The organism is Chelativorans alearensis (assembly GCF_010993735.1).
In the GTDB taxonomy this organism is placed as follows: Bacteria; Pseudomonadota; Alphaproteobacteria; order Rhizobiales; family Rhizobiaceae; genus Chelativorans; species Chelativorans alearense.
The window spans coordinates 159046-183856 of the sequence record NZ_WQNI01000008.1; the positions used below are offsets into that span (position 1 = coordinate 159046).

A 24811-nucleotide genomic window follows, 5' to 3' on the forward strand; every position below is an offset into this window, starting at 1 on the left:
ATAGTCCGGTGGACCTGGTCAACTGCAAACACCGACCGATGCGCCTATGCAAGCGCTTGCACATAGCCACGGCATCGGCAGGGGTTTGCAGGCTGCTTCAGCCGCCAGAGTAGAGCGACTTGTAGCTGTCGCGCAGGATGTTCTTTTGCACCTTACCCATGGTGTTGCGCGGTAGATCTTCGATGAAGATCACGCGCTTGGGCTGCTTGTAGCGCGCGAGCCGCTCCTTGAGACCCTCAAGCACTGTGTCTTCGTCGATCTCAGCATCCGGCTTGCGCACGACGATTGCCGTGACGCCCTCGCCGAAATCCGGATGCGGCACACCGATGACCGCACTTTCGATGACGCCGGGAAGCTGGTCGATCTCCGCTTCGACCTCCTTGGGGTAAATGTTGTATCCACCGGAAATCACGAGATCCTTGCCACGCCCGACAATATGCACATAACCCTTCGCATCGATCTTCCCGAGGTCCCCTGTGATAAAAAAACCGCCCGGGCGAAATTCGGCTTCCGTCTTTTCCGGCATCCGCCAATAGCCCTTGAAGACATTGGGGCCTTTCACTTCGATCATGCCCGTCTCATCGGTACCGAGCGGCCTGCCCGCTTCGGGATCCGTGATGCGCAATGAAACGCCAGGCAGGGGAAAGCCAACGGTGCCGGCGATACGCTCGCCGTCATAGGGATTGGACGTGTTCATGTTGGTTTCGGTCATGCCGTAGCGCTCCAGGATCGCGTGGCCGGTAATCTCGCGAAAGCGCGTATGCGTCTCCGCAAGGAGCGGCGCCGAACCGGAAACGAACAGGCGCATGCCAGCAGCCACCTCTCGGTTGAGGCCCTCGTGCTGCACGAGCCGCACATAGAAGGTCGGCACTCCCATCAGCGCGGTCGCCTTCGGCATCAGCCGCAACACCTCGTCGGCATCGAATTTCGGCAGGAAATACATTGATGCGCCAGACAGAAGGATCACGTTGGAAGCGACGAACAGTCCATGTGTGTGGAAGATCGGCAAGGCATGGATCAGCCGGTCGGCGGTGGTGAAGCGCCAATATTCGCGCAACGTCAGTGCATTGGACAAGAGATTGTCATGCGTGAGCATCGCCCCTTTCGACCGGCCGGTGGTGCCGGAGGTGTAGAGAATGGCGGCCAGATCGTCCGGCCCGCGCGCTGCATTCTTGAAATCAGGCTCCATCTCCTGCGCGAGATGCAGCAAGGTGCCGCCGCCCTTGCCGTCAAGGGTTTCGACGCGTGCCCCATGTTTCGCCGCAACGACGCGAACGCCGTCGGCCGCATCGGGCGTCGACACCACCAGCCGCGGCTCCGCGTCACCGATGAAATAATCAAGTTCGGCGATCGTGTAGGCGGTGTTGAGCGGCAGATAGACAGCACCCGCGCGCAGACAGGCGAGATAGAGCATCAAGGCCTCGGGGCTCTTTTCCACCTGAACGGCGACACGGTCACCCGGCTGCACTGACAGCTTTTCCAGCGTGGCTGCGAGCCGACCGGAAGTTGTGAGCATGTCATCATATGTCCACACCCGTCCATCGAGCGTCTCGATGAAGGTGGCGCCCGGCCTTGCGGCATCACGGACGGCGTCGAACATATGGTTGCTCATTGAGAAAACTCCTTGCTGCTTTTTGTTCTTATACGTTCGCCTGCCGGGCCCTCACCTGCTGGCGTGCCGGACATCGGGCTTCGTGCGGTGCGGCCTGCCGGCGCCAGCCGGCGGATCGGCTGCGCGGCGACCACCTCGCCACGTGCGGCGAAAGCCTCGTGGTTGGCCTCGATGTCCTCAAGCTTGTAAAGATAGTTGACCATCAGACCATGCGCCTGACGCATGGCCCGCGGCGAGCGGTCGGCGAGAAAATTGATCCTCTCAAGCCGCGCGCCGTTGCCAAGATGAAAACGGGCAACAGGATCGACGACCTTGCCCTTCGCCGTGCGCGCCCGCAGGAAATAGCGGGCGGCAAGCGCCGTCATGACCGGCTTCAGATGCGCGGCAACGTCCTGCTTGCCCGCCCATTCGGGATCATCCAGCGCCTCCAGCCGCTCGCGTTCCTCGGCACCCAGCACTTCGGAGGCTTCCGCCCGGCGCTCACGCGACAGCCAGTCGGCAAAGCCTGGAACCGGTGAAAGAGTGACGAAGACGGTAAGCTTAGGCAACTCGCGGCGCAAATCCTCGACCACCTGCTTGATCAGGAAGTTGCCGAACGAGACCCCGCGCAGCCCCGCCTGACAGTTGGAAATGGAATAAAAGACGGCTATCGTCGCCTCTTGAGCCGGCAGCGGCGCCCGGTCCTCCCGCAGGACGTCGGCGATGTTCGTCGGGATCTCCTTCATCAGCGCGACTTCGACGAAGATCAGCGGTTCATCGACAAGCTGCGGATGAAAGAAGGCAAAGCAGCGCCGATCCTCCGGCTTGAGCCGCCGCCGCAATTCGTCCCAGCCGTCAATGTGATGCACCGCCTCGTAGCGGATTACCTTTTCGAGGATATCCGCCGGCGTTGACCAGCTTATCGGCAACAACATCAGGAAGCCGCGATTGAACCAGGATGTGAAAAGATGCGCGAAATCGGCGTCGACGGCCGCAAGCTCCGGCTCCTCGGCCTTGAGGCTCAAAAGCGTCTCACGCATGCGTACGAGGATGGAAATGCCCTTCGGCGCCAGATTGAGACGGCGGATCAGTTCCTGGCGGCGCGGCTCAGCCGCCGTATGCAGCTCAAGCAGCGCCCTCGGTGTCCGTTCGGCGCGATAAGCGTCGATGGCGCGTTCCAGCCGCTCCGCATCCGGCCCGAAGCGCAGAAGCAGCATCATCATGAAATCGCGCCGCTGTGCCTGGTCGAAATGTTCCCAGCGATCCAGAATATCCTTTGCGAGCGCCATGCCGGACGCCTCACCCCGGCTCGAAAGCAGCGTCTCGCAGGCCGCTTCCACGGCGCCCATGCCTATGCGTGCAGCGCCATCGCGCGGACTGAGGGACAGCACCCGGCGCCCGCGATCGGTGATGGCCTGGAGCATATCGCTGAAGAACGTCGCGCCGTTCATTGGACAACTCCCATCATCTGGTTGGGCAGCCAGGTGGCGATACCAGGAAAGAGGCAGAGGATGAGGATGGCCAGGAACATGGCCAACACATAGGGAAGCGCACCCCACAAAATGTCCCTGGTGGGCACGTCGGGTGCGATCGCGTTGATGACGAACAGGTTGAGCCCGATCGGCGGGGTAATCAGCCCTACCTCCATGTTGATGGTCAGCACGATCGCGAACCAGTACGGGTCGAAACCCGCCTGGGTGATGATCGGGAACAGCATCGGCGCCGTCATGACGATGACGGCCACCGGCGGCAGGAACATGCCCGCCACCAGCAGGAACAGATTGATGATGCCCATCAGCACCCAGCGATTGACCTCCATGTCGGCGATGGCCGCCGCGATGGTCTGGGTGATGAAGAGCGAGGACAGCGCGAAGGCAAATAGCTCCGCCGCCGCCATGATCATCATGATCATGACGCTCTCTCGCATGGCCGAACCGAAAATGCCGGCAATCGGACGGAAGCGGAACAGCCGGTAAGCGATGACAACGACAAGAAGCGTGAGCATCGCCCCCACGCCCGCCGCCTCGGACGGCGTAGCGATCCCGCCGTAGAGGACATAGAGCGTGCCAACGATGATCAGCAGGAAAGGCAGGACGCGCGGCAGCCCCGCCAGCCTTTCGCGCATCGTGAAGCGCATGGCGCGCGTGTTGAAGTCATATCCCTTCCGCCTGCAGTCGATGATCGCCCACATCATGAACATGAAGGTCAGCATGATCCCCGGAAGCACGCCGGCCATGAACAGCCTGCCGATCGAGGTCTCCGTGGCGATGCCGTAGACGATCAGCGTTACCGAAGGCGGGATGAGGATGCCAAGGGTACCGCCCGCGGCGATGGAGCCCGTTGCGACCGAGGTCGGATAGCCACGCCGCAGCATTTCGGGAATGCCCATCTTACCGATGGCGGCACAGGTGGCCGGCGACGAGCCTGTCATGCCCGAGAAGATGCCGCAGGCGCCGATATTGGAAAGGACCAGTCCGCCAGGCACGCGGTTCAGCCAGCGGTCGAGCGATGTGTAGAGATCGGCGCCCGCCGGCGACGATGCAACCGCAGCGCCCATAAGGACGAACATCGGTATCGCCACATAGGCAAGATTGGCGATGCCCGAAAACATCGTATCGCCAAGGATGTAAAAGATGCCGACACCGCTCTGCAGGAATAGGGCGAGGAAGGCGGCAAGTCCAAGTGCAAAGGCGATCGGCATGCCGGTGCCCAAAAGCACGAACAGGGCGGCGATGATTGTCAAGCCGGCGAAAGTCGGGCTCATCGTGTGTCTCCTCTCGCGACAGGCTCCGTGCTCACCAGACTTTCGGTACCCACCCCGACATGAGTGGTCCGAGGATCGACCGGCTCCTTCAGGCGACCCGAAAGCTGCGCCGCGATTTTCGCGACATATTGCAGGCAGAGCATGGCAAAGCTCAGCGGCAATGCCGACAGCGGTATCCAGAGCGGCGGCCCCCAGACGCTGGAATGACGCCAATTGCCGGCCCAGGCGTCGTGGAACTGGATCCAAGTCGCCGCGAGCATGATGACGCAGAAGGAAAGACCGAGCAGACTTGCAAGAAGGCGCAGCCGCCGGCGAACTCCGTCGCTGACGATCAGTTCGACAACATCGACGCCGACGTGGCCGCCTCTAAGCAACACGTATGGCGCACCGAGAAACATCGCCCCGGTGGCCGCGAAGACAACAAAGTCGTTTTGCCAGATCGTCGGCAACCGAAAGACATAACGCATCAAGATCATCTGGCAGACGACCACCATGGCCGAGATCATCAGTCCCGTCGCCAGCACTGCAAAAGCACGCGACAAGTGGCCGACGACCCGGATATAGACCTGCACCATTCGAGAATACCTTGTTGCGGGAGGAAGCCAGCCGGCGGTGCACGTTCCCATGCATGCCGCCGACCCCCCACCGATCCCTACTCTACAGCCAAGGCCTTCTCGATCAGTTTGTCGCCGCCCGGCACTTTCTCGGCGAAGTTCTTGTAGGCAGACCCCTTGGCCACCTCGAGCCAAGCATCGTAATCCGCCTTCGACATTTCGACCACTTCGACACCGGCATTCTCGTAGGTCTCGACCATCATCGTGTCGCCGTTCCTAATTTCTTCGTTGAAGAATGCCTCGGCCTTCTCGCCCGCGTCCAGGATAGCCTGCTGCTGCTCCGGTGTCAGCTTTTCGAACACGCTCTTGGACATCAGCACCGGCTCGTACATGAACCACAGGGCGTTGTCGCCCGGCGCCGTCAGGCACTTCACCTGCTCGAACAACCGATAGGATACGAAACTCGCCGAAGACGTGTTGGTGGCGTCGAGAACGTTGGTCTGCATGCCAGTATAGATTTCAGACGACGGCATCGAGGTGATCGACGCACCGGCAGCCGCAAGCATTTCCTCGAACGCTGGACCTGCCGCACGGATAACCTGCCCCTTCACGGTGTCCGGCGAGGTGATGCAGTTCTTCTTGGATGCGAAGGCGCCCGACAGCCACGCATCCGAAATCACGATGGCGCCCGCATCCTCGATGATCTGCTTGATGTCCTTCATGAAGTCGGAATCGTTCAGGCGCATGGCGCGGTCGAAATTGCCGACAAGGCCAGGCATCAGCGTCGCCGAAAATTCCGGATGCCGGCCCGATGCGTAGTCGAGTGGAAAGGATGTCAGGTCGAGCAGTCCACGGGTGATGGCGTTCCACTGGTCATTCGGCTTGTAAAGGGATGCGCCGGGGAAGACCTGTATCTCGAGACCGACATCGGCGGCAGCCACCTCGCGGGCGATCAGCTGCACCATCTCATCTCGTATGTCGCCCTTCCCACCCGGGAACTGGTGCGACGCCTTCAAAACTGTTTGCGCGCCAGCGGCGCCGGCGGCAACACAGCCAACAGCGATACAGGTCGCCAATTTCAGCATGCTTACGAGTTTCTGCATTTTGTCCTCCCTGGTATTGCGGCCCTCCCGCCGCATGAGCATTGCAGCTTGCCGATCTTGTGCTCAATGTCAATTTTTTTGTATACAAAAGAGATCATCATGTATTTTGGCGGGATCTTTCCTTTCGAGGACCAAATGGCTGGGAACACATTTCACAAACTGCGCGACGAAATCGAAAACGGCATCGTGACCGGGACTTTCGAGCCTGGAGAACGCCTCGATGAGGTACAACTCGCCGCCCGTTTCGGCGTGTCGCGCACGCCGATCCGCGAGGCGCTGATGCAGCTCAGCGCCATCGGCCTGGTCGAGATCAGGCCACGGCGTGGTGCGATTGTTGTCGATCCTGGCCCCGACAGGATTTTTGAAATGTTCGAGGTGATGGCCGAGCTTGAGAGCATGGCGGGCGCACTGGCAGCCCGTCGTCATACCGAGGAGGACAAGGCCGCTATCCTGGAGAGCCATTCGCGCTGTGAGCACTCGGCAGAACGCGAGGACACCGATTCCTACTACTATGACAACGAGGTGTTCCACTACGCGATCTACGCGGCCAGCCACAATGGCTTCCTCGCCGAGCAGTGTGTGGCCCTTCACAGACGCCTGCGCCCCTACCGGCGCCTGCAACTGCGCGTACGCAACCGCATGAAGGTCTCCTTCAGCGAGCATGCGGCTATCGTCGAAGCGATCCTGGCCGGCGACGCCGAGGCCGCGCGGTCCCGCCTGCGCGACCATGTCGCCGTGCAAGGCGACCGCTTCAGCGATCTGGTCTCAAACCTCAGCAGACGCGAGGCGACAGGCGCGGGCGGTCAGCGCCGATGAAAGGCCTCGGCATGGCGGCGATCGCCGACCCGTTCAGCGCCAAGCTCGCCGGCAGCGCGCCGGCTATCGTCCCGCCCGCTCCAGGCGGTCGATGAACCACTGCGTAAGGCGGATCCAGACCTCATCCTTCTCGCCGGTATCCTCGCAGCCATGGTCGAGATTCGGGTTGTCGTTCACCTCGATGACGTAGATGCCGTCGGCGGTCTCCTTCAGGTCGACACCATAGAGGCCGTCACCGATGCAACTTGCCGCCTTGACAGCGGTGTCGACGACGATCGCCGGTGCGTCCCGCAGGCTGACGGTACGGATACCGCCTTGGTCGGGCCGACCGCGACGATCGTGATTGACGATCTGCCAGTGCTTCTTCGCCATCAGATAGTGGACGGCGAAGAGTGGCTGGCCGCCGAGCACGCCGATACGCCAGTCGAAATCGGTGGGGACGAACTTCTGGGCGATCAGCAGGTCGGACTTTGCGAGCCATTGTGTAGCGAGCTCGGTTAGCTCGGCAAGGTTCGACGCCTTCTTCACACCCCGGGAGAAGGATCCGTCGGGAATCTTCAGGACCAGCGGGAAGCCAAGCGTCTGGGCCGCAACCTGCAGATCGCCTGGCCCGGCGATCATCACCGTCGGCGGCACCGGCACCTTGGTGGCCGACATCAATTCATGGAGATAGACCTTGTTGGTGCAGCGTATCATCGACAACGGGTCGTCGATCACCGGCATGCCTTCCTGCTGCGCACGGCGCGCGAAGCGATAGGTATGGTTGGAGATCGATGTGGTTTCGCGGATGAAGAGCGCATCGTAATTGGCTAATCTTGCAAGGTCCTTCCTCGAAATCGGCTCGACCTCGACACCCATCTTCTCAGCAATCCGCGACCAGTGCTTCAGCGAGGCGACCGAGGACGGCGGCAACTCTTCCTGCGGATCGATGAGAGTGGCGAAAGTGTAGCGTGCCGGCGTGCGCGCCTTGCTATCGCGCCATTCGCGGGCAGTGTATCTGCCCAGACAGGTGATGAAGTATGCCTTTTGATCGGCATCCATGCGGCCAAGCGGAAGAAAGCCAATCTTCTTGATGGAGTTCTGCTGGCCGTCATTGATGATCACTTCGAGGGCTGGCGCGCGGAACCAGTCGAAAAGGAGCCGCGCGAAGCGATCCCAAGCCTTGGAGGGGCCGATGCCGAAGAAGACCGTCACCGTACTTGGAAGCGTGCCGCCCAGCTCCTTGCGGCATTTGTTGAGCGCCTGCTCGAGCTCCGGCAACGCCGCTTCGTAGAGCTTGCGCTCCGACAGGTCGATCATCGTCTCAACGGTCGGGATCACCCGATGGCCGCGCGAACTCGCCAGCAGCGAAGCATAGTAGCCGCGGCTCTGATAAGCGTAGCTGTTGGACAGGTTGATGATCTTCGGCCGCTGGTTCCGAAAAAGAGTGGGATGGGAAAGATAGTCCCGGTTGGTAATGATCTTGTGAGGGGTTGCGACCTGATCAAGGTCGCTTTGTCTGCCGGTGAGAATGACCCAGCTCATAGTGCAGCCCCTGTCTCCTCTTATGTCGCACTTTCAAGGCGCTTTTCCATTCTGATCGCGGCCGCGCCATCGCCGTAATAGCCAGGCTTGCGGCCGAAATGATGATAGCCCCCCCTTTCATAGAGTCCGATGGCGCGAAGATTGTCCTCGCGGACCTCGAGGCGGAGGAAAAGACGGGCCTGCCCGCGCGCGGCCTTCTCGGCGGCGGCAAGCAGCGCCCGGCCGACGCCGGAACCGGCATAACATGGCGCCACGGCTAAGGAATAGAGACGTGCGATGCGGCTGCTCTTACGAAAAAGGACAAGGCAATATCCTGCAAGTGTGCCGCCACAATCGGCAACGATCATCTGCGCAGTTTCCCGCCTTATGCAGCCTAGCAAGGAGCGGCGGGAAAGGCGGTCATGCGTGAAGGCGCTCCGTTCAATCGCGTCGAGCTGATCGATATCGGAGGCACAGGCTAAGCGTAGTATTGGGGCCATTTCGGCTGCTTACCTCGGGCCAGAAGGCCGACCCCCCCTCGGCGGCGAGGGATGCTTGCGAGTCGCCTTCTGCCGCGCAAGCCGAATTGCGCTAACGCTCCTGAATTTAGGCCGAATTGTGGCGGCCAGCGCGAGCCCGAGTCGGTCCTTGGCGTTTCGTCAGAATTGGAGCCGCCAGCCAGGCTTGAAGACCACATGTATAATCGCGACCACGGGCCAAGCAGCCAACGCTCGTAGCTACACACGGGTCGGAAGTGGGCTTCGAAGGAACTATGTGGTGGTTATTGGGCTACAGCACCCGCATGAAATATCCCTAGGAAGGAGGATGTTCGATGTCGTGGAAACTGGATGAAACCGCGGAAACATCCGCAGGCACCGTAGCGGCCGGCCGATGTGGTAGCGGGCCAGCGCTCGTACTTGCCCATGGCTGGCCATGGTCTTCGTTTTCATGGCATCGAATGATCCCCGATCTTGCCAGGCGGTTTCATGTTCATTGGTACGATATGCCCGGATATGGGCAATCCGACAAACGCGCGGAGCAGCGCACCTCACTTGATGTGCAAGGTAATGTCTTCGCCGAGATGCTTGCACATTGGGGTCTCGAGCGACCCATGGTCCTCGCCCATGATATGGGTGGGGCGACGACGCTAAGGACGCATTTGCTGCATGGTTGCGACTTCGACCGGTATGTCCTGATGAACGTCGTCGCGATGCGCCCATGGGGATCGGAGTTCTTCGATCACGTCGGTCGCCACGTGGATGCCTTTCTGGGCCTACCGCCGCATATCCACCAGGCGGTCGTAGAGGCTTACATCAAGGGGGCGATCGTCAACGAGATCGATCCCGGAGACTTCGCGAAGCTTGTCGAGCCGTGGCTCTCCCAGGAGGGCCGGACAAGCTTTTATCGGCAATTCGCGCAAGCCGACGAAAAATACACCGCTGAAGTCGAGCCGGTATTCGGCGATATTCGGTGTCCGGTAAAGATAATCTGGGGTGAGGACGATCCATGGATCCCGCTGGAGCGCGGCAAAGCACTTCATGCGCTGATCCCCCAGGCATCGTTCGAAACACTGCCCGGCGTCGGCCACCTGCCCCAACTCGAAGCTCCGCGTCTCGTCTCGGAGCGGCTGAACGCAATTCTATCACGCGATGGCGAAGGCTGATCCTCCACCAGTTGCGAGAGCATGAGCCTGTCTGAAACGATGGAGGAGGCAGGCCTGCCGGCGAGGAACTGCTTCGTCGGATCAAAGGCCGCCCCAACGCCAGCTAGTTTGCGGTCCATCGCCACTCCGGCCCATTGATATCCAGGACATCGGGTTCCTCGACGACACTTCCTTCGTCGCCGCTGGCCGCCTTGAACGCATCGAAATCATCCTCCGACCTGCCATCGTTATAGAAATTCCGGTCAACCCAGAACCAGCGCGTGCGGTCACTGCCGCCGGAGGTGGAGTAGTGGTTATGCCCGATCGTCACGGAGCTCGGCTTGGCTGGAGAGAACCTGGTGATCACATAGCCTTTCGGGCCGGCAAGTAGGATGTTGCCCTCAAAGCGGATATCGCTCGCGTGGTGGCCGATCTGGAGTTCGCCCGAATGGATGCCTGGCACGTCCCGGCTGTTGTTCCGGAAAAGCGTATTGTGCACGATCGTGCACTTGTTCGCCCCGCCGGATTGGGCCTCGTCGTAGCCACCCACAAGGATGCCGGCGTCGCGGTTGAAGCGCACGAGGTTGTTGCGAACAATCACATTGCTGGTGTTCTTCCCGGGATGCTCGCTCAAGAGCCAGATGCCGCCGTCGTTGGCCTCGACCCTGTTGCGCTCGATGGTGATGTGGCGGCCGCCATCGACGTAGATGCCGACCGCAGCCGCCACCATGGTCAGCGCCTGATTTTCCGCGCTTGAGAGATTGTAGACGGCGTTCTCGGCGATCCAGCCCCGGCGCGCGCGATCATATTCAGCGCCGTCGATATAATAGCCGGTCGCGTCGATGCCGATGAAATTGCTGTCGCGTACGATATTGTTCGTGACCTGCCAGCCCTCGGCGTTGCCGCCGATGGTCAGCGCCTCGCTTCGGCCGGTCTTGAGGTTAAAAAGTTCGTTCCCGTCGACTATGATGTTGCGGAGGGGAAGCTCCGTTTGCCCGTAAACGGCAATGCCCAGCCCATTGGCATTACCCCTCGCGGGGATGTTGTTGGCTTCGATCTGATGGATCACATTGTCTCGTATCTCGATACGCTCGCCCGCTCCCTGTACGAGAACGCCGACCACGATGAATTCGCTGTTCGATTTGTAGTTGCGGATCTCGAAATCCTTCACGCGGACATAGCTGACGTCGGCAAGGGTAATCAGGCCGCGCATTCCAAAGGGCTGCCGAACTAGTCCGGTGCCGTCGATGATCGCGCTCTCTCCCGGTGCCTCCGCGAGTGTGATGTAGCCGCCTTTGGCTGAGCCCGAGCGCGTTATCGTTACCGCCTCGTTGTAGACGCCTCCATGCACCAGGATCGTGTCTCCCGGCTCAGCCTGGTCGACCGCGTGCTGGATGGTGCGCCATGGGGCGTCGGACGTTCCCTGGTCAGTGTCAGAACCGATGGTCGCCACGTGGTGGGTGTCGCCGGACCGGACGAAGGCCTCGTTGCAGACAGCCCAGCTTTCCGTGTCTCCAAAATCGTTTGCCGAAGCTGCCGTGACCGTGACGTTCACGGCCCTGTCCACATTTGCCGGCGCTATATAACGTCCCTGATCATCGATGATCCCGATCGCCGGCGCTCCGCCAGGGACTCCATCCACCATCCAGACAACGCCCGCACTGCCCGCGCCTGTCGCATGAAACTGATGGGCTTCATTGGACTTCAGGAACAGGCACTCCGATGCAAGCGCTGCAGGCGCCAGGAAAAGCAGCATCGCCATTGGAAGTATGCGCCGTGCCGCACGAACTGCGATTTGGAGCCCCGCATTCCTCGCACAAGATTCAGGATCACAAGCGGGCATGGGCGCTCCTTCACGCGGGTCGACAGCCAATTCCTTCATTCGCATCACACCTTCGTCCGTCTACCGCAAACCACGTTGATTGCATGGCTACCACCAGTTCATTCGCGGGGACAGGCTGCTTTGGCGCATGTGGTATGGTGGTTGACAGACACCTGCCGGATTCCATCGGCTCAGCAACCGGCAACGTCGGCAGATGAACCCGTGTCTGCCGTTCAGGTGGAAGAAGGCAACGGCTGCCCGGGAGCTTCTTTCTTTGGCCATCTTTATCGCAACCTATGCCGTGCCTGAGGCGTTGCAAATGATGTAAGGAAGATGACCATGAAGTTGCTTGGCGTGATGACGGCGTTGTCCGTAGCGACGACCGGACTTACAGGGATGGCTGCGGCTGATCCTTGGAAGGATGAAAGCGGCCATGGGCGTTGGAGCCGCTACGAGCACAGCGAGAAGTATTGGAAACCGCGTCGCCACTATCGCGAGCGGAGCGGCTCCCGCATCTACTTCGAAGTCCGCCCCGCCTACCGTTCTGCTCCCGCCTATCGTCCCGCTCCTGAATATCGCTCGGCAGGAGATGCTCACGTGGCGTGGTGCTACAGCCGCTATCGCTCCTACCGGGAGTGGGACAACAGCTTCCAGCCGTACAATGGCCCTCGCAGGCCGTGCTACTCGCCCTACAACTGAACTGGCATGGTGCGTCCTGCCGAAGGCGGCGCCGGTGTAGGCTTGAAGCGGGCACGCAGCACCTCGATCTTGGTCGGACGGCGGTATGCGATGTCACTGTGCGGCCAGCCCGCAGCGCAGTTGGATCAGCATCAAGCGGTTTCCATCGCATGCAGGCGACATGGGATGATCTCACTTCTCGAAGGACCCGAAAATCTCTCCTCCAATCGATCGATGAGCATGTGGCTTGCTCTTGCCGCGAGCACTGATGGCGCTACACCCACGCGTGTGAGACGCGGACGCACGTATTCCATCTGTGGGTGATCCCCGAAGACGGCAACCGCGATGTCGTCCGGCACTTTCAGGCCGCGATCATGCAATGCGGCAAATCCGCCTAATGCCATGAAATAATTTGAGAAAAATATAGCGCTTGGCAGGTTTGAACCGTGCCGGTCAAGCAACCAGCCCACCGCCTCGATGCCGGAGGGCGAGAGGTACGTGCCTTCGTAGCGGAGTTCGGGAACCATCGGCGCACCGTGATCGGCCAGCCCTTTCTCGAAACCGTCTGCCCGGGCCATGGCCTCCGCAAAAAAAGATGGGCCGGTGACGTGGGCCACGCGTCTGTGTCCCTAGCGGGCAAAGTGCTGCCCCATCAGGTAGCCGCCGCCAAAGTCGTCGGTCTTGACGCTGTCGACAGCGTGGTTCGGCAGATGGCCGATGAAGACGGCCGGAATGTCGAGCTGAAACAGAGCATCATGCATGCCGTGCAGAGCAAAATCCCCGACGATCAGGCCGTCAACGCGCTTGATGCGAAGCTGCCGCAAATATTCCTTGCTGTGCTCTTGGGAGTGACTGCCCGGCACGTCTACGTTGAAGATCAGCGTGTCGCGCCCGACCGCCTCGAGCTCGTACTGAGCGGTCTTGACCAATTCGGGATAGAATGGGTTCCGGATGTCCGGGATCAGCATGGCGACGAGGTTAGTCCAGCCCGTACGCAGGCTCTTTGCTTGCGGGTTCGGCACGTAGCCCAGCTCTTCGACCGCCTTCAGTACCCTTTCGCGCAGATGGACGGAGACGCGGTCCGCATGGTTGAGAACATGCGAGACCGTCGTCCGCGACACCCCCGCCCGCTGTGGATCCTCAAGGAGCTAGTCAAAGGCCTGCCGGCGATCGAGATGTTCGGTACCTCGAAATTCGTTCCGGTCAACGAGACCTATTGGACGAACTATCCTTCAGCCAACAACTACTATGAAGGCCCATGGTGGTGGTGGACGAACTTCAAATTTATCGCTGCCCGGCTTGAGCCGCAGGCCGAATAGCTTTCGATGGAACTTGGGGGGCACAAAACGGCGCCCTCCCCGCAGTCAGGCCATTGCGCGACGGAGCGGCAGTCCGTGTTCCACTCGCTAGCGGCCTCCTCGCCTCTCGGGGAACACGGCTAAGGGCAAGCGTCAGACCCAGAACGAGCATGGCCAACTGGATACACATATTGGCCAAACTGACGACATCAGCTAGTCACCGTTCCCGCCTATGATGCGGGAATTCGACATCCGTTGTTGGAGGCGACGCAATGGCACATGGGAGCGAACCCACGCTCGACGAGCTCTTAAGTGAGCCAATCATCCGCAAGGTCATGGCGGTCGACGGCTACACCCCTGACGATATCCGCACCCTGATGCGCCGTGCCGGTGCGCGGGAACCGTTCGTGAAAATCCCAAAGCCGTCCAACAGCGTGTCCGCTCCGCAACGGCGTCCTGCGATGCCGATCTCGACCTAACAAACCAGTCCGCAGTCAACAAGCCCCGTTCGACAACCCGCGGGCACTGGAATCCAACCGTCGGGGCAATGTCCCTTTGACGCTCTCCGCGACGACGAAGTGCCGGTTCTTCATGGCGTATTGAGCGTGGCCAGCGTGCAGGCATGGCCTTCAATGATGGCCGCTAATCCAAGCCCGTTTGCCGACCCCTGAACTTGATCCAGCGCAAATCGCGCCGAACGCGATACTTGGCGGCTTACGAAAAGTACTTTCTAGAAGTTTCCCCATGCCGAACGAAAGCAAGCGTATTTGCGCCAGAGCAAAGAATTCCCACGGCGACACGCATATCGTTCCTTCATCGATAACCGAACACGAGAAGGAAGACGAAAGATGTTCACGCGTCGCGAAGCACTGCTGGGCGTGGCTGCGACCGCCATGCTGAGCGCCCTGCCCCTGATGGCCGCGCCTGCGCTGGCTGACGCAGCAGATGCCCTTCCGCGCGAGAAGGTGGTACTGGTGCCTCCCCCCTTCGTGCACCCGCATGAACAGGTGGCGATCGGTGGACCGAAGATCGTCGAGTTCACCATGACGATCCAGGAAAAGGAGATCATGATCGACGACGAGGGCACCACATTCCAGGCCATGACCTTCGACGGCTCTGTGCCCGGACCGATGATGGTGGTGCACGAGGGCGACTATGTCGAGCTGACACTCGTCAACCCAGAGACGAACGGGCTGGCGCACAACATCGACTTTCATGCCGCCACGGGCGCCATGGGCGGCGGCGAGCTGACGCTCATCAACCCGGGCGAACAGGCGACACTCCGCTTCAAGGCGACGCGCACAGGCGTCTTCGTCTACCATTGCGCGCCCGGCGGCCCAATGACCCCCTGGCACGTGGTCTCCGGCATGAGCGGCACCATCATGGTGCTGCCGCGTGAGGGGCTCACGAACGAGAAGGGCGAACCGGTCCGCTACGACCGCATCTACTACATCGGCGAGAACGACTTCTACGTCCCGCGCAACGAGGACGGCACCTTCAAGACGTACGAATCCGCCGGCGATGCCTACGCCGACACCATAGAGGTCATGCGCGGCCTCGTGCCCACCCACGTGGTCTTCAACGGCGCCAAGGGCGCGCTCACCGGCGAAAATGCACTCACGGCAAAGGTCGGCGAGACGGTGATGTTCGTCCACGCGCAGGCAAATCGCGATAGCCGGCCCCACCTGATCGGCGGTCATGGCGACCATGTGTGGGAAGAAGGCAAGTTCGCCAACGCCCCCGCCAGGGATCTGGAGACCTGGTTCATCCGCGGCGGCTCGGCGGGTGCTGCGACCTATACATTCCTGCAGCCCGGCCTCTATGCCTACGTCAACCACAACCTCATCGAGGCGATTGAGTTGGGCGCCGCGGCACACATCATGGTCGAGGGCGAGTGGGACGACGACCTGATGAAGCAGGTCGATGCACCGCGGCCGATCATGACCAACTGAGCAACGAGCCGGCAATCAGTGACGGCCCGGCGCAAGACGCCGGGCCGCTCTTGTCCACCGAAGGGGCAGCACTGGAAGTCAGAGAACCGCACGGCATGGGAGAGAGAGCGATGGGAAATCTAGCGGACCGGATCGGCGCGAAGGCGCGCAACATGAGTGAGATGTTTGAGCAGTGTGGTGTGGCACCGACGGCGCTGGCGATGGACAGGCTGGGTTTTACCCTCGCCGCCGCTGCCCGCAGTTGCATGCTCTGCCCGGCGGAAAAGGAATGCCGGTTGTGGCTCGACCTGCAGGGGAGCGCGGGGCGGGCGGACCCGCCCTCCTTTTGCCCGAATGCCGGCCGTATCCATCGGGCACGGGAACTGGCACTCTAAATACGCGGCCGCAGCAGCGCACCGCCGTAGATGACGGCAAAGCCCAGGAAGGCAAGAGCCCAGGCGGACCCTGCCGCATGGATCCACACCATCTGCGGATCGAACGCAGCCAGGATCCGCAGCAGCGCTGCGATGAAGACAGCGGCGAATATGAACACCGCGCCACCGCCCGCCTCGACCGCGCGTCCCGTATGGCCCAGCGTCGCCCGCACCATCACCGACAGCGTCATTGCGCCTATGGCACCACCGCCCAACGCATGCATGCCGGCCCCGACCGGGACCGTGTCCGGCGCGAGGATCGCCAACGAAAGCAGCAAGAGACCAAGTGGAATGAACGCATAGGCGAGGTGGAGCACCAGGACAAGCGGATCGCGTACAGTGCGATCGCCCGCCCAGCGTGCTAGGCGCAACGCCTGCAGGGTCGCCGCAGCCGCCAGAAGCACCGCCGACAGGACAAGCTCCGGCGCGAGAGTCCAGCTAGCCAGCGCGAGGACGGAAACAGCAATCGAAACCGCATCATACCGGCCAAAGGGAGCCGGCAGCCGGCCTGGATTCTCCCGCACCAGCCACTTACGCGTGAAGGAGGGAATGATGCGGCCGCCGATAAGCATGATAAGCGCGATAGCCGCGGCGATCCCCAAGCGCCGACTAAGATCGGAAACGCCCTGAACATGCGCCTCGACATGAAAGAGCACGTTCGCCGATAGAAGCACCGCAAGCGGCACAAGCACCTTGAGGTTGCGCCAGTTCTGGCCGGCGACGATCTCGCGGGCGACCGCAAGGGCTACCGCCGCCAGAAAGGCGGAATCGACAAGCGCTGTGAGCCACCAGCCGAGTGAAGCCGACAAGAAGACCGCGAAACGGCCGGCAAGCCACAGGGCGACGAGCCCGAGGAGCGGCCCTCCCTGCACCGGCAGCCGGCCTGTCCAGTTGGGCACTGCCGTCAACAGGAAGCCGGCGATAATTGCCGAAAGGTAGCCGAACAGCATTTCGTGCACGTGCCAGTCCACCGGCAGGAAGAGTGTGCCCATTTCGAGCGCGCCGGCATAAAGCAGCACCCATATGAGAATGGAAAGGCCCGCATAGAGCGAGCCCAGGAGGAAGAATGGCCTGAAGCCGTAGGAAAGCACGGCGGGCCCATCGAGATCCCGAAGCCGGGGAATTGCCATCGTCTGCCCCATTGAAAAATGCGGCCGGGCAGCATCGTCTCGCACCCCCGGCCGCCGTCACGCCACCGCGAAGATGGCTCTGGAGTCTAGTTCGAAGCGACGACCTGACCGAACAGCTCAGCAAAGACCTTACCCGCCTTGCCGGGATGCTTCACCATTTCAGCCTCCGCGGTGTTGACGGGTTCACCGACCGTGATCAACGCCACCATGCCCATGCCATAGTGCGGGGCGCATTTGACGCCGTAGACGCCTTCGGTTTCCAGCGTCACGGTGAATTCCTCGTTGATCTTGCCCTTGAAGCCGTCAGCGTTCTCGGGGACCATGCCCTTGATCGTCTCGGCGTTATGCCCCTTGTCGACCGCGACAAAGCGCACGGTATCACCTGGCGCAGCGCGAACAATGTCGGGCACGAAGACCATGACGCCCTTCTCGCCCTTGTTGTGCATCTCGATAACATGCTCTTCGGCGATGGCAGCCCCGGCCGTGGCAAGGAGGACACAGGTGGCAGCCAGGATCATCTTTTTCATTTTGGTTCCTTTCTTGTCAAAATGAGTGTTGCATCTTGCCTATCGCCGATCGCAGGCGGAAAACTTGCGCTCGCGCAAAGTGAGATTGGAAAAATCGAGAACCGATCGCAGGAGGTTGATTTGCCGAAGCTGGACGCGTCGCTGATCGCCGGTCTGCCGCCGTTCGAGGGCCTGCAGCGGGATGAACTGGAAGAAGTGCTTGCCCCGGCCCGGTCGATCCGGTTCGCAGCCGGTACCGCGATCTTCGATCAGGAGGCCGAAGCGGAGTCTTTTTTCGTACTGCTCGACGGATATGTGCGTGTCGTGCGCACGACGCCGGAGGGGCAGCAGGTAATCGTGCGCTACATCTCCGAAGGCGAGATCTTCGGCATCGCGGCGGCCCTTGGTCGCACAACCTATCCAGCGACCGCCGTTGCGGCGATGGATTGCGTGGCGCTGGCCTGGCCGAGCGCACTCTGGCCGGAGCTTTCCTCGCGTTTTCCCTCGCTCGGTGCCAACACGTACAAGACCGTGGGCAGCCGGCTCCAGGACGCGCACACGCGCGTCGTCGAGATGTCGACCGAGCAGGTGGAGCAACGCGTGGCGCATGCGCTGTTGCGCTTGGTGAAGCAGACCGGTCGCAAGACTGAGGAGGGAATCGAAATCGACTTCCCCATCACCCGCCAGGATATCGCCGAGATGACGGGAGCGACGCTGCACACCGTCAGCCGTCTGCTGAGCGCCTGGGAGGAACAGAACATCGTGAAGAGCAGGCGCAAACATGTGACCGTGTGCAACCCCCACAGCCTGATGCTCAAGGCGGAAAGCCGCGACAAGACATAACTGCCGGTCCTCAAGCGCTGGCGATGACCGTCTGCAGCTCTTTCATGAAGGCATCCTCATCCACACCGTGCTCGCGGCAGGCGTCGGTAACGGCGTGGAACGCCGTAATCGGGCAACCCACGCAGAGCATGCGATGACGCAGGAAGACAGCCACGGCGGCCGGCCACACAGCCATGATCTCCTCGAGCGACATATCTGGATTAAGGCGCGGCTTGCGCACGTCTCGGCCTCCTTGCAACATAGGAACAAATATCGCGCCCACCGCGCGGCAGGTCGTTGTGCTTGCGCAAAGAAGTAGGCGCTGCGGGCGGTTCTGAGGCGGAACGGACCGCGCTTACAGCTCGGCGTGCATTTCGCGAAACAGCCTCGGTGCGACGCCAAAGCGGCGCTCGAAGGCTTCCGTGAGGCGCGCTGTCGGGAAAAGGCCGACCTGTGCCGCGACCGACTTCAGCGAGAGCCCCCGCGATAGAAGCATTCGCGCGGCATCGAGCCGGGCAATCTCTACGAAGCGGGCCGGCGTCTTGCCGGTAGCCGCCACAAACTTGCGATGAAAGGTGCGTTCGGTAAGGCCGGCGCGAGCGGCCAGCGAGGGCACGTCCAGTGGTGCGTCGAGGTTTGATTGTATCCAGCCAATCAGTTCGGCGAACGGACTGTCACCCTTCACCTGCGCCTGCAGGACCGGGCTGAACTGGGACTGATAGCCGGGACGCCGGGCATAAAGGACCAGCCGTTTCGCGACCTCCCCGGCGATCGTCGCATCGAGATCGTGCGCAATCATCGCCAGCGCCATGTCGATGCCGGTGGTCACCCCGGCGGACGTCCATAGCCGCCCGTCGACCACATAAAGGGCGTCTGGATCGACCCTAACCTTTGGAAAGGCTTTCGAGAGTGGTTTGCAGGAATCCCAGTGCGTCGCGATGCGGCGGCCATCGAGCAGCCCGAGTGCGGCCAGGAAGAAGCCGCCGGTGCAGACAGAGCCGAATCGTTCGGCCTTCCCAGCCAGTTGCGGGACAGCTGCCCGCAGGGCCGGATCGCCAAGCGCCAGCAGAAGTGGTTCCCGTTCCGCCCCCACAACCAGCACCGTCTGGGCCTCACCCGGCTGAAGCTCAATGACCGGACGCGTTTCCACCCCAACGCCGCTGCTGCTCTTAATGACGCCGCCCTGGGCCGATGAGAGATCAACCTTGTAAAAGGCAGGCCTTCCTTGCTGTTTCAAGGCACGATTGGCGCCGTTGAAGACCGATGCAGGCCCGGAAACGTCAAGCAGCTCGAAACCCGGATAGACGATGAAGGCGACATGATGCATTGGCAGAAATTACAACGATTTTGTCATTTCTGCCAGATACTCCCGCTGCTAAGGCTACGACCGTTCGCTGAAAGCGCCCACCAGCCGCTTCAAGGCATCTCCGTTTCACCTTCTGGAGCAATGCAGCCATGTTGAAATCCTATCTGATCTGGGGAGGTGTCGCTCTCCTCTTCATCTGCCTGGCAGGGTTTACCGGCTGGGTAATTGGCCTGCCCTCCGCGACGGCGGCGGCAGAGGCGCCGATTGTGCCGCAGGGAGAAACGGAGGCCATGATCGCTTCGCTCAAGCCAGCAAGGCGCGCGCGTCCACTGATCGCTGTCATCGGCATCAACGATGCCACGGAGACAACTGACTACCTCGTACCGACCGGCATCCTGCGACGTGCCGACGTGGCCGACGTGGTGATGCTCGCGACCGGATCGGGACCGGTGCAGCTCTATCCCGCGCTCAAGGTTCAACCTGACGCGACCATCGCGGAGTTCGATGCCAGGCATCCTGAGGGAGCCGACTACGTGATCGTGCCGGCCATGAGCCGCGACGACGACCCGGCAGCACTCATCTGGCTCAGAAGCCAGGCGGAAAAGGGCGCGAGGATCATCGGCATCTGCGCCGGAGCGAAGGTCGTCGGCGCCGCCGGGCTGCTCGACGGCAAGCGCGCGACCACCCACTGGTATTACCTGCATGACATGCTTGAGGGTAGCCCGACGATCAACTACATCGCGGACCGGCGCATGGTCTCAGACGCGGGCGTGGTGACGACGACCGGCATCACCGCGTCCATACCGATGATGCTGACGCTGATCGAGGCGATCGCCGGCCGGGCAAAGGCGGTGTCGGCCGCCCGAAACATCGGCCTCGAAGAATGGGATGCGCGACATGCGAGCGGCGCGTTCAAGCTCACCCGTCCGTTCGCGACGACAGTGCTTGCCAACCGGATGGCCTTCTGGAAGCGGGAGAAGCTCGGAATTTGGCTCGAACCGGGCATGGACGAGGTCTCGCTTGCCCTGGTGGCCGACGCCTGGTCGCGGACCTACCGGTCGAGTGCGACGACCGTTGCCGCCTCGCCGGACGCGGTGGAGACCCGCAACGGGGTGCGCGTCATCCCCGACCAGTCGGGCATGGACTGGCCCGAAGCCCGTCGCGTCTCGCACTTTCCCAACCAGCGGCCGGCCGATGCGCTCGACCAGGCGCTCGAGGCGATCACGGCGCGCTACGGAGACCGCACCGCCAACGTGGTCGCCATGCAGCTCGAATATCCGCGGCGGGTGGCGTGGTGACTGCCGGGCTGGATGGTCTGATTAAGCCGGATCTTCGCCTGTATGCTCCGTTCGAAGCAGAATCGGCACGACGCCAGAAGATGACCTCAGTTGCTGGACCGGACGGCGGCGCCATAAAGATGAGGTCGACCGCATGTACGCCCGCTCCGGTGCTTATATCTTCGGCAGGCGGACGTGTGACATCATCAATGGTTGGGGCGAATCGCACCCGGACGTTCTGCCAGTGCGCGGGTTCGGTTCACCTGCAAATCCTTCTCTCTGCGCGAACGGGCTGAGGAGCAACCACGAGGAGAATGCCCGCCGCAGGTCAGGGGCGCCTAAGAGTTCCAGAGTGCCGGCATTGATCGCGGCCGAGAGTCGCAGCTTGCCGATCCAAATCCACACCATCGTCTGCAGATCGGTGACAACGTAAAGGTCGACCTCGAAACCGGGATCCTTCGGGCACAGATCGACATTGGTCGCCTCGTTGACGAGCCACCAGAACTGCTTCGCCCGGGGCTGATCGGCAAACTCGAACTGAATGGTGATACGCGTTCCCCCGAAAACTGACGGATCAACGCGTCGACGGATCGCCCACATCAGCGCGGTAACATCCGGCTTGCGCGTGTCGATGTGGCCCAACACCCAGCGCTCACCCCACCGGCTCAACCGGTTGACAATCGGCGCAAGTTCCTGGCCAGCCTCTGTCAGATAGTAGAGATGACCGGAGCCGGAGGGCTCTCGTCGGACCAGACCTTCGCGCTCCAGCCGCTGCAGCCGCCGCGACAAGAGCGATGGCGACATCAACGGCACTCCGCGGCGGATCTCGTTGAACCGGGTTGCGCCGGAGAGGAGTTCCCGAATCACGAGGAACGTCCAGCGCTCGGCGAGTATCTCCGTGGCCTTGGCCAAGGGGCAGAGCTGACCGTAGTCCATGACGGCCTCCATGTCGGACAGATCATAGCAAAAAAACCGAATGCTGATCGATTCAATTTCTAGACTGGAGATATCTGCCGCCTCGCGCATGCTCTTCGAAGTGATCTTGAAAAGGGAGGATGCCATGACAGATTTTGTCCATCGTGAAGACAAGTGGAGCGCCGGTGATGCCTACGAGCCCTATGTCGGTCGCTGGAGCCGGCTTGTTGCAGCCGAATTCCTGGACTGGCTCGCCTTCCCCGCAGGTGCGCGCTGGCTCGATGTCGGCTGCGGGACCGGGGCGCTCAGCGAGACGATCCTCAATCGCGCAGCGCCGCATCAGGTCCTCGGGATTGACCCATCGGAGGCATTCCTTGATTTCGCCAGGAGCCGCCTGAGCGAGCCGCGCATCGCGTTCAAAATCGCAGACGCGCAGGCCCTCCCCGTCGAGGATGAGGCCTTCGATGTCGCCGTCGCCGGCCTCGTTCTCAACTTCGTCGCCGATCCGGCTAGGGCGCTCTTGGAAATGCGGCGGGTCGTGCGGCCGGGCGGAAGCCTCGCAGTCTACGTCTGGGACTATGCTGGCGAGATGCAACTGATGCGGCGCTTCTGGGAAGCCGCCGTGACGCTGGATCCCGCCGCGCGCGAACTCGACGAAGGGCGCAGGTTCCCGATCTGCAAGCCTGAGCCGCTACGTGCGCTGTTCGCCGAGGCTGGCCTTGACGACATCCAAGACCGCGCGATCGACGTGCCGACCGTATTCCGCGATTTCGACGACTACTGGTCGCCGTTCCTTGGCGGCCAGGGGCCGGCGCCTGGATATTGCGTTTCGCTCTCCGAGACCAAACGCCAATCGCTCCAGGAAAAGCTTCGCGCGGAGCTGCCGGCAGGACCTGACGGTAGCATCCGCCTCACGGCGCGGGCCTTTGCTGTTCGCGGCGTTCGGCCCGCATGAATTGCGTAATTGCGGGGGCGGCATCGAGTAATGATCGCGTTGCCGCCCTCGTCGGTCCCTCGCGGGGTATCTGGTCGACTGACCGCTTTGCACGCCGGAGACCAATATTGACGAGGTTTCTCGGGATGGCCGAGCCGTCATCGCCTGCCCGTTCACGGGCCATGCGATCGAGCGCCTGGCGAATGACTCCGCACTCACCTTCGCTCAACGCAAGGCTGCAAGCATCTCACACGTCTATTTCCGCGCGGCCGCCGTCGTCATGCCCACCTGAAGCGACATGGAGCCGTCCGCCATAAACTCTTGCCACTGCACGCAGATGTCCCGCTCAAGCACATCGCGCTTTGCTTGGCCGGCTTGAGCGACCGCTTCGGCGAGCGGCGTGCTGTGGATGTATTGCCACAGGAAATCGGCCGGCGCCGGGAGACGAAGGGTCCTGGGCTTTGCCTGAACATCGACTTCCCGGAAGCCGGCGTTACGCATGAGTTCGGTGAGTTCGTCGATATCGTGCATCGAGAACACGAGATCGCCGAACGACGCGGCTTCCGGGCCCAGGTGACGGGCCAATGCATCCGTCATGATCGCGAACATGGGCGGCTTGGGACCAGGCACGGTGACAAAGGCTCGTCCGCCCGTATCCAGAACCCGCCGCATCTCGCGCAGCGCGGCCAGCTTGTTTGGGACAAACTGCAGTCCCATCTGGCACAGCACGACATCGAACGCGTCGTCCGGAAGCGGCATCGACTCGGCGCTCGCCTCGTGCCAGTCGATCGGGATATTCGGCGGGGTCTGAGAACGGGCCACCGCCAGCATTCCGGGGTTCACGTCCAGGCCGGCAACCGTGCCGCCGGCACCGACGCGCTCCGCCGCGAGCCGCGTCACGACGCCGGTGCCGCACGCGACATCGAGCACACGCTCGCCCGGCTGAAGCCCTGCAACGCCGATCAGATCGTCGGCCACTGGCGCACCGATGGAAGGGACAAAAAAGCGCTGATAGTTCTCGGCAGGGGTTGCACCGTAGGACTTTCCGTAAACTTGCTGTGTCATCGATACCTCCTTTTCCTTAGGCGGCGGACGGTGTGTCCCGCCGGATGCCCGCCCGACCCACCTCGGCCCGCGCCAGTGACAGGCCGAACCAGACGAGCCACAGGCACATCACGATCGACCCCACAACCCAGATCGGAGCGCCGAAGGGCAGCCCAAGCCACATCGCCAGCGCCCAACCGGCAAATGAGGCGAGGCTGGCGATGGCGCCGATCGACGAAGCCCAAAAGGGCGTGGCGCCGCTGTCCGCGCGTGCCTCGTCGGCTGCGATCACGGCGAACGCCAAGGCCATCGCCGCGAAGCCGTTGGCGCTGCCTTCCGCGAACAACCGCCAAGTTTCGAAGACCGCCCGGTTCTCTCTCACCGCGGCGTGGTAAATCATGGTGGCTTCGGCTACAGCCGTGGTCACTGTCCAGAGCGCGCCGACCGGCAGCAGCCCCCACGCGGACAGCGTCCACCATTCCCGAGTGAGCCGCGAGCCGGCGGTCAACGCGATCAAGCCCGCGATGGCGAAGAAGGACAGGGCAGCAGCGGCAGCCCAGTGCACGACAGTCCACCGCAGGCTTCCATCAGCGATGTTCTGCATCTGCACGCTGCTGTCCGGAGCGATCGGACCGTGAAAGACGAGCGCGACCGCCAGTATGATCGCTGCCAGCGCGAGCCAAGAGCCCGCAACCCGCATCCCCGTATCGGCATGTGACATCGCTTCCTCCTTTCATTGTG

24 protein-coding genes and 2 pseudogenes are annotated in these 24811 nt (G+C 61.9%); 10 read left to right on the forward strand and 16 right to left on the reverse strand.

From position 1 onward, the window contains the following. Positions 1 to 97 precede the first annotated feature (97 nt). From GPJ75_RS13745 to GPJ75_RS13765, 5 genes are all read right to left on the reverse strand, one after another. Positions 98 to 1612 carry a malonate--CoA ligase gene (locus tag GPJ75_RS13745; protein WP_163268901.1) on the reverse strand — a complete coding sequence of 505 codons (1515 nt, stop codon included), beginning with the start codon at positions 1610 to 1612 and terminating at the stop codon, positions 98 to 100. Further along, complete coding sequence (locus tag GPJ75_RS13750) at positions 1609 to 3042, reverse strand: malonyl-CoA decarboxylase (RefSeq protein ID WP_163268902.1); 1434 nt, start codon at positions 3040 to 3042, stop codon at positions 1609 to 1611. The genes GPJ75_RS13745 and GPJ75_RS13750 overlap by 4 nt, the downstream gene beginning before the upstream one ends. Beyond that, positions 3039 to 4355, reverse strand: coding sequence for a TRAP transporter large permease (locus GPJ75_RS13755; protein WP_163268903.1), 1317 nt, complete (start codon positions 4353 to 4355; stop codon positions 3039 to 3041). The genes GPJ75_RS13750 and GPJ75_RS13755 overlap by 4 nt, the downstream gene beginning before the upstream one ends. Next, the gene (locus GPJ75_RS13760) at positions 4352 to 4930 is read right to left on the reverse strand and encodes a TRAP transporter small permease subunit (RefSeq protein WP_163268904.1); all 579 of its coding nucleotides are present in this window, start codon (positions 4928 to 4930) and stop codon (positions 4352 to 4354) included. The genes GPJ75_RS13755 and GPJ75_RS13760 overlap by 4 nt, the downstream gene beginning before the upstream one ends. Positions 4931 to 5007: 77 nt before the next feature. After that, the gene (locus tag GPJ75_RS13765) at positions 5008 to 6012 is read right to left on the reverse strand and encodes a TRAP transporter substrate-binding protein (protein ID WP_163268905.1); all 1005 of its coding nucleotides are present in this window, start codon (positions 6010 to 6012) and stop codon (positions 5008 to 5010) included. A gap of 135 nt (positions 6013 to 6147) precedes the next feature. Here GPJ75_RS13765 and GPJ75_RS13770 point away from each other — a divergent pair, with 135 nt between their 5' ends. After that, positions 6148 to 6828, forward strand: coding sequence for a GntR family transcriptional regulator (locus GPJ75_RS13770; protein WP_163268906.1), 681 nt, complete (start codon positions 6148 to 6150; stop codon positions 6826 to 6828). A 63-nt stretch (positions 6829 to 6891) separates the two neighbouring features. On the opposite strand, the gene GPJ75_RS13775 is transcribed toward GPJ75_RS13770, so the two are convergent. Next, positions 6892 to 8352, reverse strand: coding sequence for a RimK family protein (locus GPJ75_RS13775; RefSeq protein ID WP_163268907.1), 1461 nt, complete (start codon positions 8350 to 8352; stop codon positions 6892 to 6894). Between the two features lie 20 nt (positions 8353 to 8372). Continuing rightward, complete coding sequence (locus tag GPJ75_RS13780) at positions 8373 to 8831, reverse strand: GNAT family N-acetyltransferase (protein WP_163268908.1); 459 nt, start codon at positions 8829 to 8831, stop codon at positions 8373 to 8375. A gap of 332 nt (positions 8832 to 9163) precedes the next feature. Between GPJ75_RS13780 and GPJ75_RS13785 the strand changes: the two genes are divergently transcribed. Then, complete coding sequence (locus GPJ75_RS13785; RefSeq protein ID WP_163268909.1) at positions 9164 to 9994, forward strand: alpha/beta fold hydrolase; 831 nt, start codon at positions 9164 to 9166, stop codon at positions 9992 to 9994. A gap of 103 nt (positions 9995 to 10097) precedes the next feature. Here the strand turns inward: GPJ75_RS13785 and GPJ75_RS13790 are convergent, their stop codons facing one another. Further along, the gene (locus tag GPJ75_RS13790; protein ID WP_163268910.1) at positions 10098 to 11735 is read right to left on the reverse strand and encodes a right-handed parallel beta-helix repeat-containing protein; all 1638 of its coding nucleotides are present in this window, start codon (positions 11733 to 11735) and stop codon (positions 10098 to 10100) included. A 642-nt stretch (positions 11736 to 12377) separates the two neighbouring features. On the opposite strand from GPJ75_RS13790, the pseudogene GPJ75_RS13795 reads away from it, so the two are divergent. Beyond that, positions 12378 to 12494 (forward strand): annotated as a pseudogene (locus GPJ75_RS13795) (BA14K family protein); the annotation flags it as partial. Between the two features lie 131 nt (positions 12495 to 12625). Here GPJ75_RS13795 and GPJ75_RS27660 read toward each other — a convergent pair. Next, positions 12626 to 13594 (reverse strand): annotated as a pseudogene (locus GPJ75_RS27660) (LacI family DNA-binding transcriptional regulator). A gap of 54 nt (positions 13595 to 13648) precedes the next feature. On the opposite strand from GPJ75_RS27660, the gene GPJ75_RS13805 reads away from it, so the two are divergent. The 4 genes from GPJ75_RS13805 (at position 13649) to GPJ75_RS13820 (ending at position 16097) form a co-directional block, all read left to right on the forward strand. Further along, positions 13649 to 13792, forward strand: coding sequence for a hypothetical protein (locus GPJ75_RS13805; RefSeq protein ID WP_205602534.1), 144 nt, complete (start codon positions 13649 to 13651; stop codon positions 13790 to 13792). Positions 13793 to 14043: 251 nt separating this feature from the next. Next, positions 14044 to 14250: a hypothetical protein gene (locus tag GPJ75_RS13810; protein WP_163268736.1), complete on the forward strand. Its 207-nt coding sequence runs from the start codon at positions 14044 to 14046 to the stop codon at positions 14248 to 14250. 369 nt (positions 14251 to 14619) lie between these two features. After that, positions 14620 to 15723, forward strand: coding sequence for a copper-containing nitrite reductase (nirK, locus tag GPJ75_RS13815; protein ID WP_163268911.1), 1104 nt, complete (start codon positions 14620 to 14622; stop codon positions 15721 to 15723). Between the two features lie 110 nt (positions 15724 to 15833). Continuing rightward, positions 15834 to 16097, forward strand: a complete 264-nt coding sequence (locus tag GPJ75_RS13820) for a DUF6455 family protein (RefSeq protein ID WP_163268912.1) — start codon at positions 15834 to 15836, stop codon at positions 16095 to 16097. Here the strand turns inward: GPJ75_RS13820 and GPJ75_RS13825 are convergent. Then, on the reverse strand, positions 16094 to 17266 hold the full coding sequence (locus tag GPJ75_RS13825; RefSeq protein ID WP_163268913.1) for an NnrS family protein: 1173 nt from the start codon (positions 17264 to 17266) through the stop codon (positions 16094 to 16096). The two genes, GPJ75_RS13820 and GPJ75_RS13825, sit on opposite strands and share 4 nt — an antisense overlap. Before the next feature lie 86 nt (positions 17267 to 17352). Next, entirely contained in the window at positions 17353 to 17793 is a 441-nt protein-coding gene (locus GPJ75_RS13830) for a pseudoazurin (RefSeq protein ID WP_163268914.1), read from the reverse strand. 120 nt (positions 17794 to 17913) lie between these two features. Between GPJ75_RS13830 and GPJ75_RS13835 the strand changes: the two genes are divergently transcribed. After that, a complete protein-coding gene (locus GPJ75_RS13835) occupies positions 17914 to 18615 on the forward strand; it encodes a Crp/Fnr family transcriptional regulator (protein WP_163268915.1) in 702 nt (233 codons plus the stop codon). 10 nt (positions 18616 to 18625) lie between these two features. Here GPJ75_RS13835 and GPJ75_RS13840 read toward each other — a convergent pair whose 3' ends face one another. Both GPJ75_RS13840 and GPJ75_RS13845 read right to left on the reverse strand, forming a co-directional pair. Next, on the reverse strand, positions 18626 to 18835 hold the full coding sequence (locus GPJ75_RS13840) for a DUF1858 domain-containing protein (protein WP_246249052.1): 210 nt from the start codon (positions 18833 to 18835) through the stop codon (positions 18626 to 18628). Positions 18836 to 18949: 114 nt separating this feature from the next. After that, positions 18950 to 19921, reverse strand: a complete 972-nt coding sequence (locus GPJ75_RS13845) for a GlxA family transcriptional regulator (protein ID WP_163268917.1) — start codon at positions 19919 to 19921, stop codon at positions 18950 to 18952. Positions 19922 to 20049: 128 nt separating this feature from the next. On the opposite strand from GPJ75_RS13845, the gene GPJ75_RS13850 reads away from it, so the two are divergent. Further along, positions 20050 to 21198 (forward strand): DJ-1/PfpI family protein, encoded by a 1149-nt coding sequence (locus GPJ75_RS13850; protein ID WP_163268918.1) that lies wholly within the window; start codon positions 20050 to 20052, stop codon positions 21196 to 21198. Positions 21199 to 21351: 153 nt separating this feature from the next. Here the strand turns inward: GPJ75_RS13850 and GPJ75_RS13855 are convergent, their stop codons facing one another. Continuing rightward, the gene (locus GPJ75_RS13855; RefSeq protein ID WP_246249053.1) at positions 21352 to 22239 is read right to left on the reverse strand and encodes a winged helix-turn-helix transcriptional regulator; all 888 of its coding nucleotides are present in this window, start codon (positions 22237 to 22239) and stop codon (positions 21352 to 21354) included. On the opposite strand from GPJ75_RS13855, the gene GPJ75_RS13860 reads away from it, so the two are divergent. Beyond that, a complete protein-coding gene (locus GPJ75_RS13860) occupies positions 22238 to 23047 on the forward strand; it encodes a class I SAM-dependent methyltransferase (protein WP_163268919.1) in 810 nt (269 codons plus the stop codon). The genes GPJ75_RS13855 and GPJ75_RS13860 overlap by 2 nt on opposite strands. Before the next feature lie 234 nt (positions 23048 to 23281). On the opposite strand, the gene GPJ75_RS13865 is transcribed toward GPJ75_RS13860, so the two are convergent. Together GPJ75_RS13865 and GPJ75_RS13870 are read right to left on the reverse strand one after the other, a co-directional pair. Beyond that, the gene (locus tag GPJ75_RS13865) at positions 23282 to 24091 is read right to left on the reverse strand and encodes a methyltransferase domain-containing protein (protein WP_163268920.1); all 810 of its coding nucleotides are present in this window, start codon (positions 24089 to 24091) and stop codon (positions 23282 to 23284) included. A 16-nt stretch (positions 24092 to 24107) separates the two neighbouring features. Further along, positions 24108 to 24791 carry a hypothetical protein gene (locus GPJ75_RS13870; RefSeq protein ID WP_163268921.1) on the reverse strand — a complete coding sequence of 228 codons (684 nt, stop codon included), beginning with the start codon at positions 24789 to 24791 and terminating at the stop codon, positions 24108 to 24110. Positions 24792 to 24811 lie beyond the last annotated feature (20 nt).

What these genes read in the sequence shown, in the direction of transcription:
- GPJ75_RS13765 (WP_163268905.1), bottom strand. Translation starts at nt 6,012, where the DNA reads ATGCAGAAACTCGTAAGCATGCTGAAATTGGCGACCTGTATCGCTGTT.
- GPJ75_RS13850 (WP_163268918.1), top strand. Translation starts at nt 20,050, where the DNA reads ATGTTGAAATCCTATCTGATCTGGGGAGGTGTCGCTCTCCTCTTCATC.
- GPJ75_RS13805 (WP_205602534.1), top strand. Translation starts at nt 13,649, where the DNA reads ATGTTCGGTACCTCGAAATTCGTTCCGGTCAACGAGACCTATTGGACG.
- GPJ75_RS13755 (WP_163268903.1), bottom strand. Translation starts at nt 4,355, where the DNA reads ATGAGCCCGACTTTCGCCGGCTTGACAATCATCGCCGCCCTGTTCGTG.
- GPJ75_RS13790 (WP_163268910.1), bottom strand. Translation starts at nt 11,735, where the DNA reads ATGGCGATGCTGCTTTTCCTGGCGCCTGCAGCGCTTGCATCGGAGTGC.
- GPJ75_RS13855 (WP_246249053.1), bottom strand. Translation starts at nt 22,239, where the DNA reads ATGGCATCCTCCCTTTTCAAGATCACTTCGAAGAGCATGCGCGAGGCG.
- GPJ75_RS13775 (WP_163268907.1), bottom strand. Translation starts at nt 8,352, where the DNA reads ATGAGCTGGGTCATTCTCACCGGCAGACAAAGCGACCTTGATCAGGTC.
- GPJ75_RS13745 (WP_163268901.1), bottom strand. Translation starts at nt 1,612, where the DNA reads ATGAGCAACCATATGTTCGACGCCGTCCGTGATGCCGCAAGGCCGGGC.
- GPJ75_RS13785 (WP_163268909.1), top strand. Translation starts at nt 9,164, where the DNA reads ATGTCGTGGAAACTGGATGAAACCGCGGAAACATCCGCAGGCACCGTA.
- GPJ75_RS13845 (WP_163268917.1), bottom strand. Translation starts at nt 19,921, where the DNA reads ATGCATCATGTCGCCTTCATCGTCTATCCGGGTTTCGAGCTGCTTGAC.
- GPJ75_RS13810 (WP_163268736.1), top strand. Translation starts at nt 14,044, where the DNA reads ATGGCACATGGGAGCGAACCCACGCTCGACGAGCTCTTAAGTGAGCCA.
- GPJ75_RS13865 (WP_163268920.1), bottom strand. Translation starts at nt 24,091, where the DNA reads ATGACACAGCAAGTTTACGGAAAGTCCTACGGTGCAACCCCTGCCGAG.
- GPJ75_RS13760 (WP_163268904.1), bottom strand. Translation starts at nt 4,930, where the DNA reads ATGGTGCAGGTCTATATCCGGGTCGTCGGCCACTTGTCGCGTGCTTTT.
- GPJ75_RS13820 (WP_163268912.1), top strand. Translation starts at nt 15,834, where the DNA reads ATGGGAAATCTAGCGGACCGGATCGGCGCGAAGGCGCGCAACATGAGT.
- GPJ75_RS13750 (WP_163268902.1), bottom strand. Translation starts at nt 3,042, where the DNA reads ATGAACGGCGCGACGTTCTTCAGCGATATGCTCCAGGCCATCACCGAT.
- GPJ75_RS13830 (WP_163268914.1), bottom strand. Translation starts at nt 17,793, where the DNA reads ATGAAAAAGATGATCCTGGCTGCCACCTGTGTCCTCCTTGCCACGGCC.
- GPJ75_RS13770 (WP_163268906.1), top strand. Translation starts at nt 6,148, where the DNA reads ATGGCTGGGAACACATTTCACAAACTGCGCGACGAAATCGAAAACGGC.
- GPJ75_RS13860 (WP_163268919.1), top strand. Translation starts at nt 22,238, where the DNA reads ATGACAGATTTTGTCCATCGTGAAGACAAGTGGAGCGCCGGTGATGCC.
- GPJ75_RS13870 (WP_163268921.1), bottom strand. Translation starts at nt 24,791, where the DNA reads ATGTCACATGCCGATACGGGGATGCGGGTTGCGGGCTCTTGGCTCGCG.
- GPJ75_RS13825 (WP_163268913.1), bottom strand. Translation starts at nt 17,266, where the DNA reads ATGGCAATTCCCCGGCTTCGGGATCTCGATGGGCCCGCCGTGCTTTCC.
- GPJ75_RS13780 (WP_163268908.1), bottom strand. Translation starts at nt 8,831, where the DNA reads ATGGCCCCAATACTACGCTTAGCCTGTGCCTCCGATATCGATCAGCTC.
- nirK (WP_163268911.1), top strand. Translation starts at nt 14,620, where the DNA reads ATGTTCACGCGTCGCGAAGCACTGCTGGGCGTGGCTGCGACCGCCATG.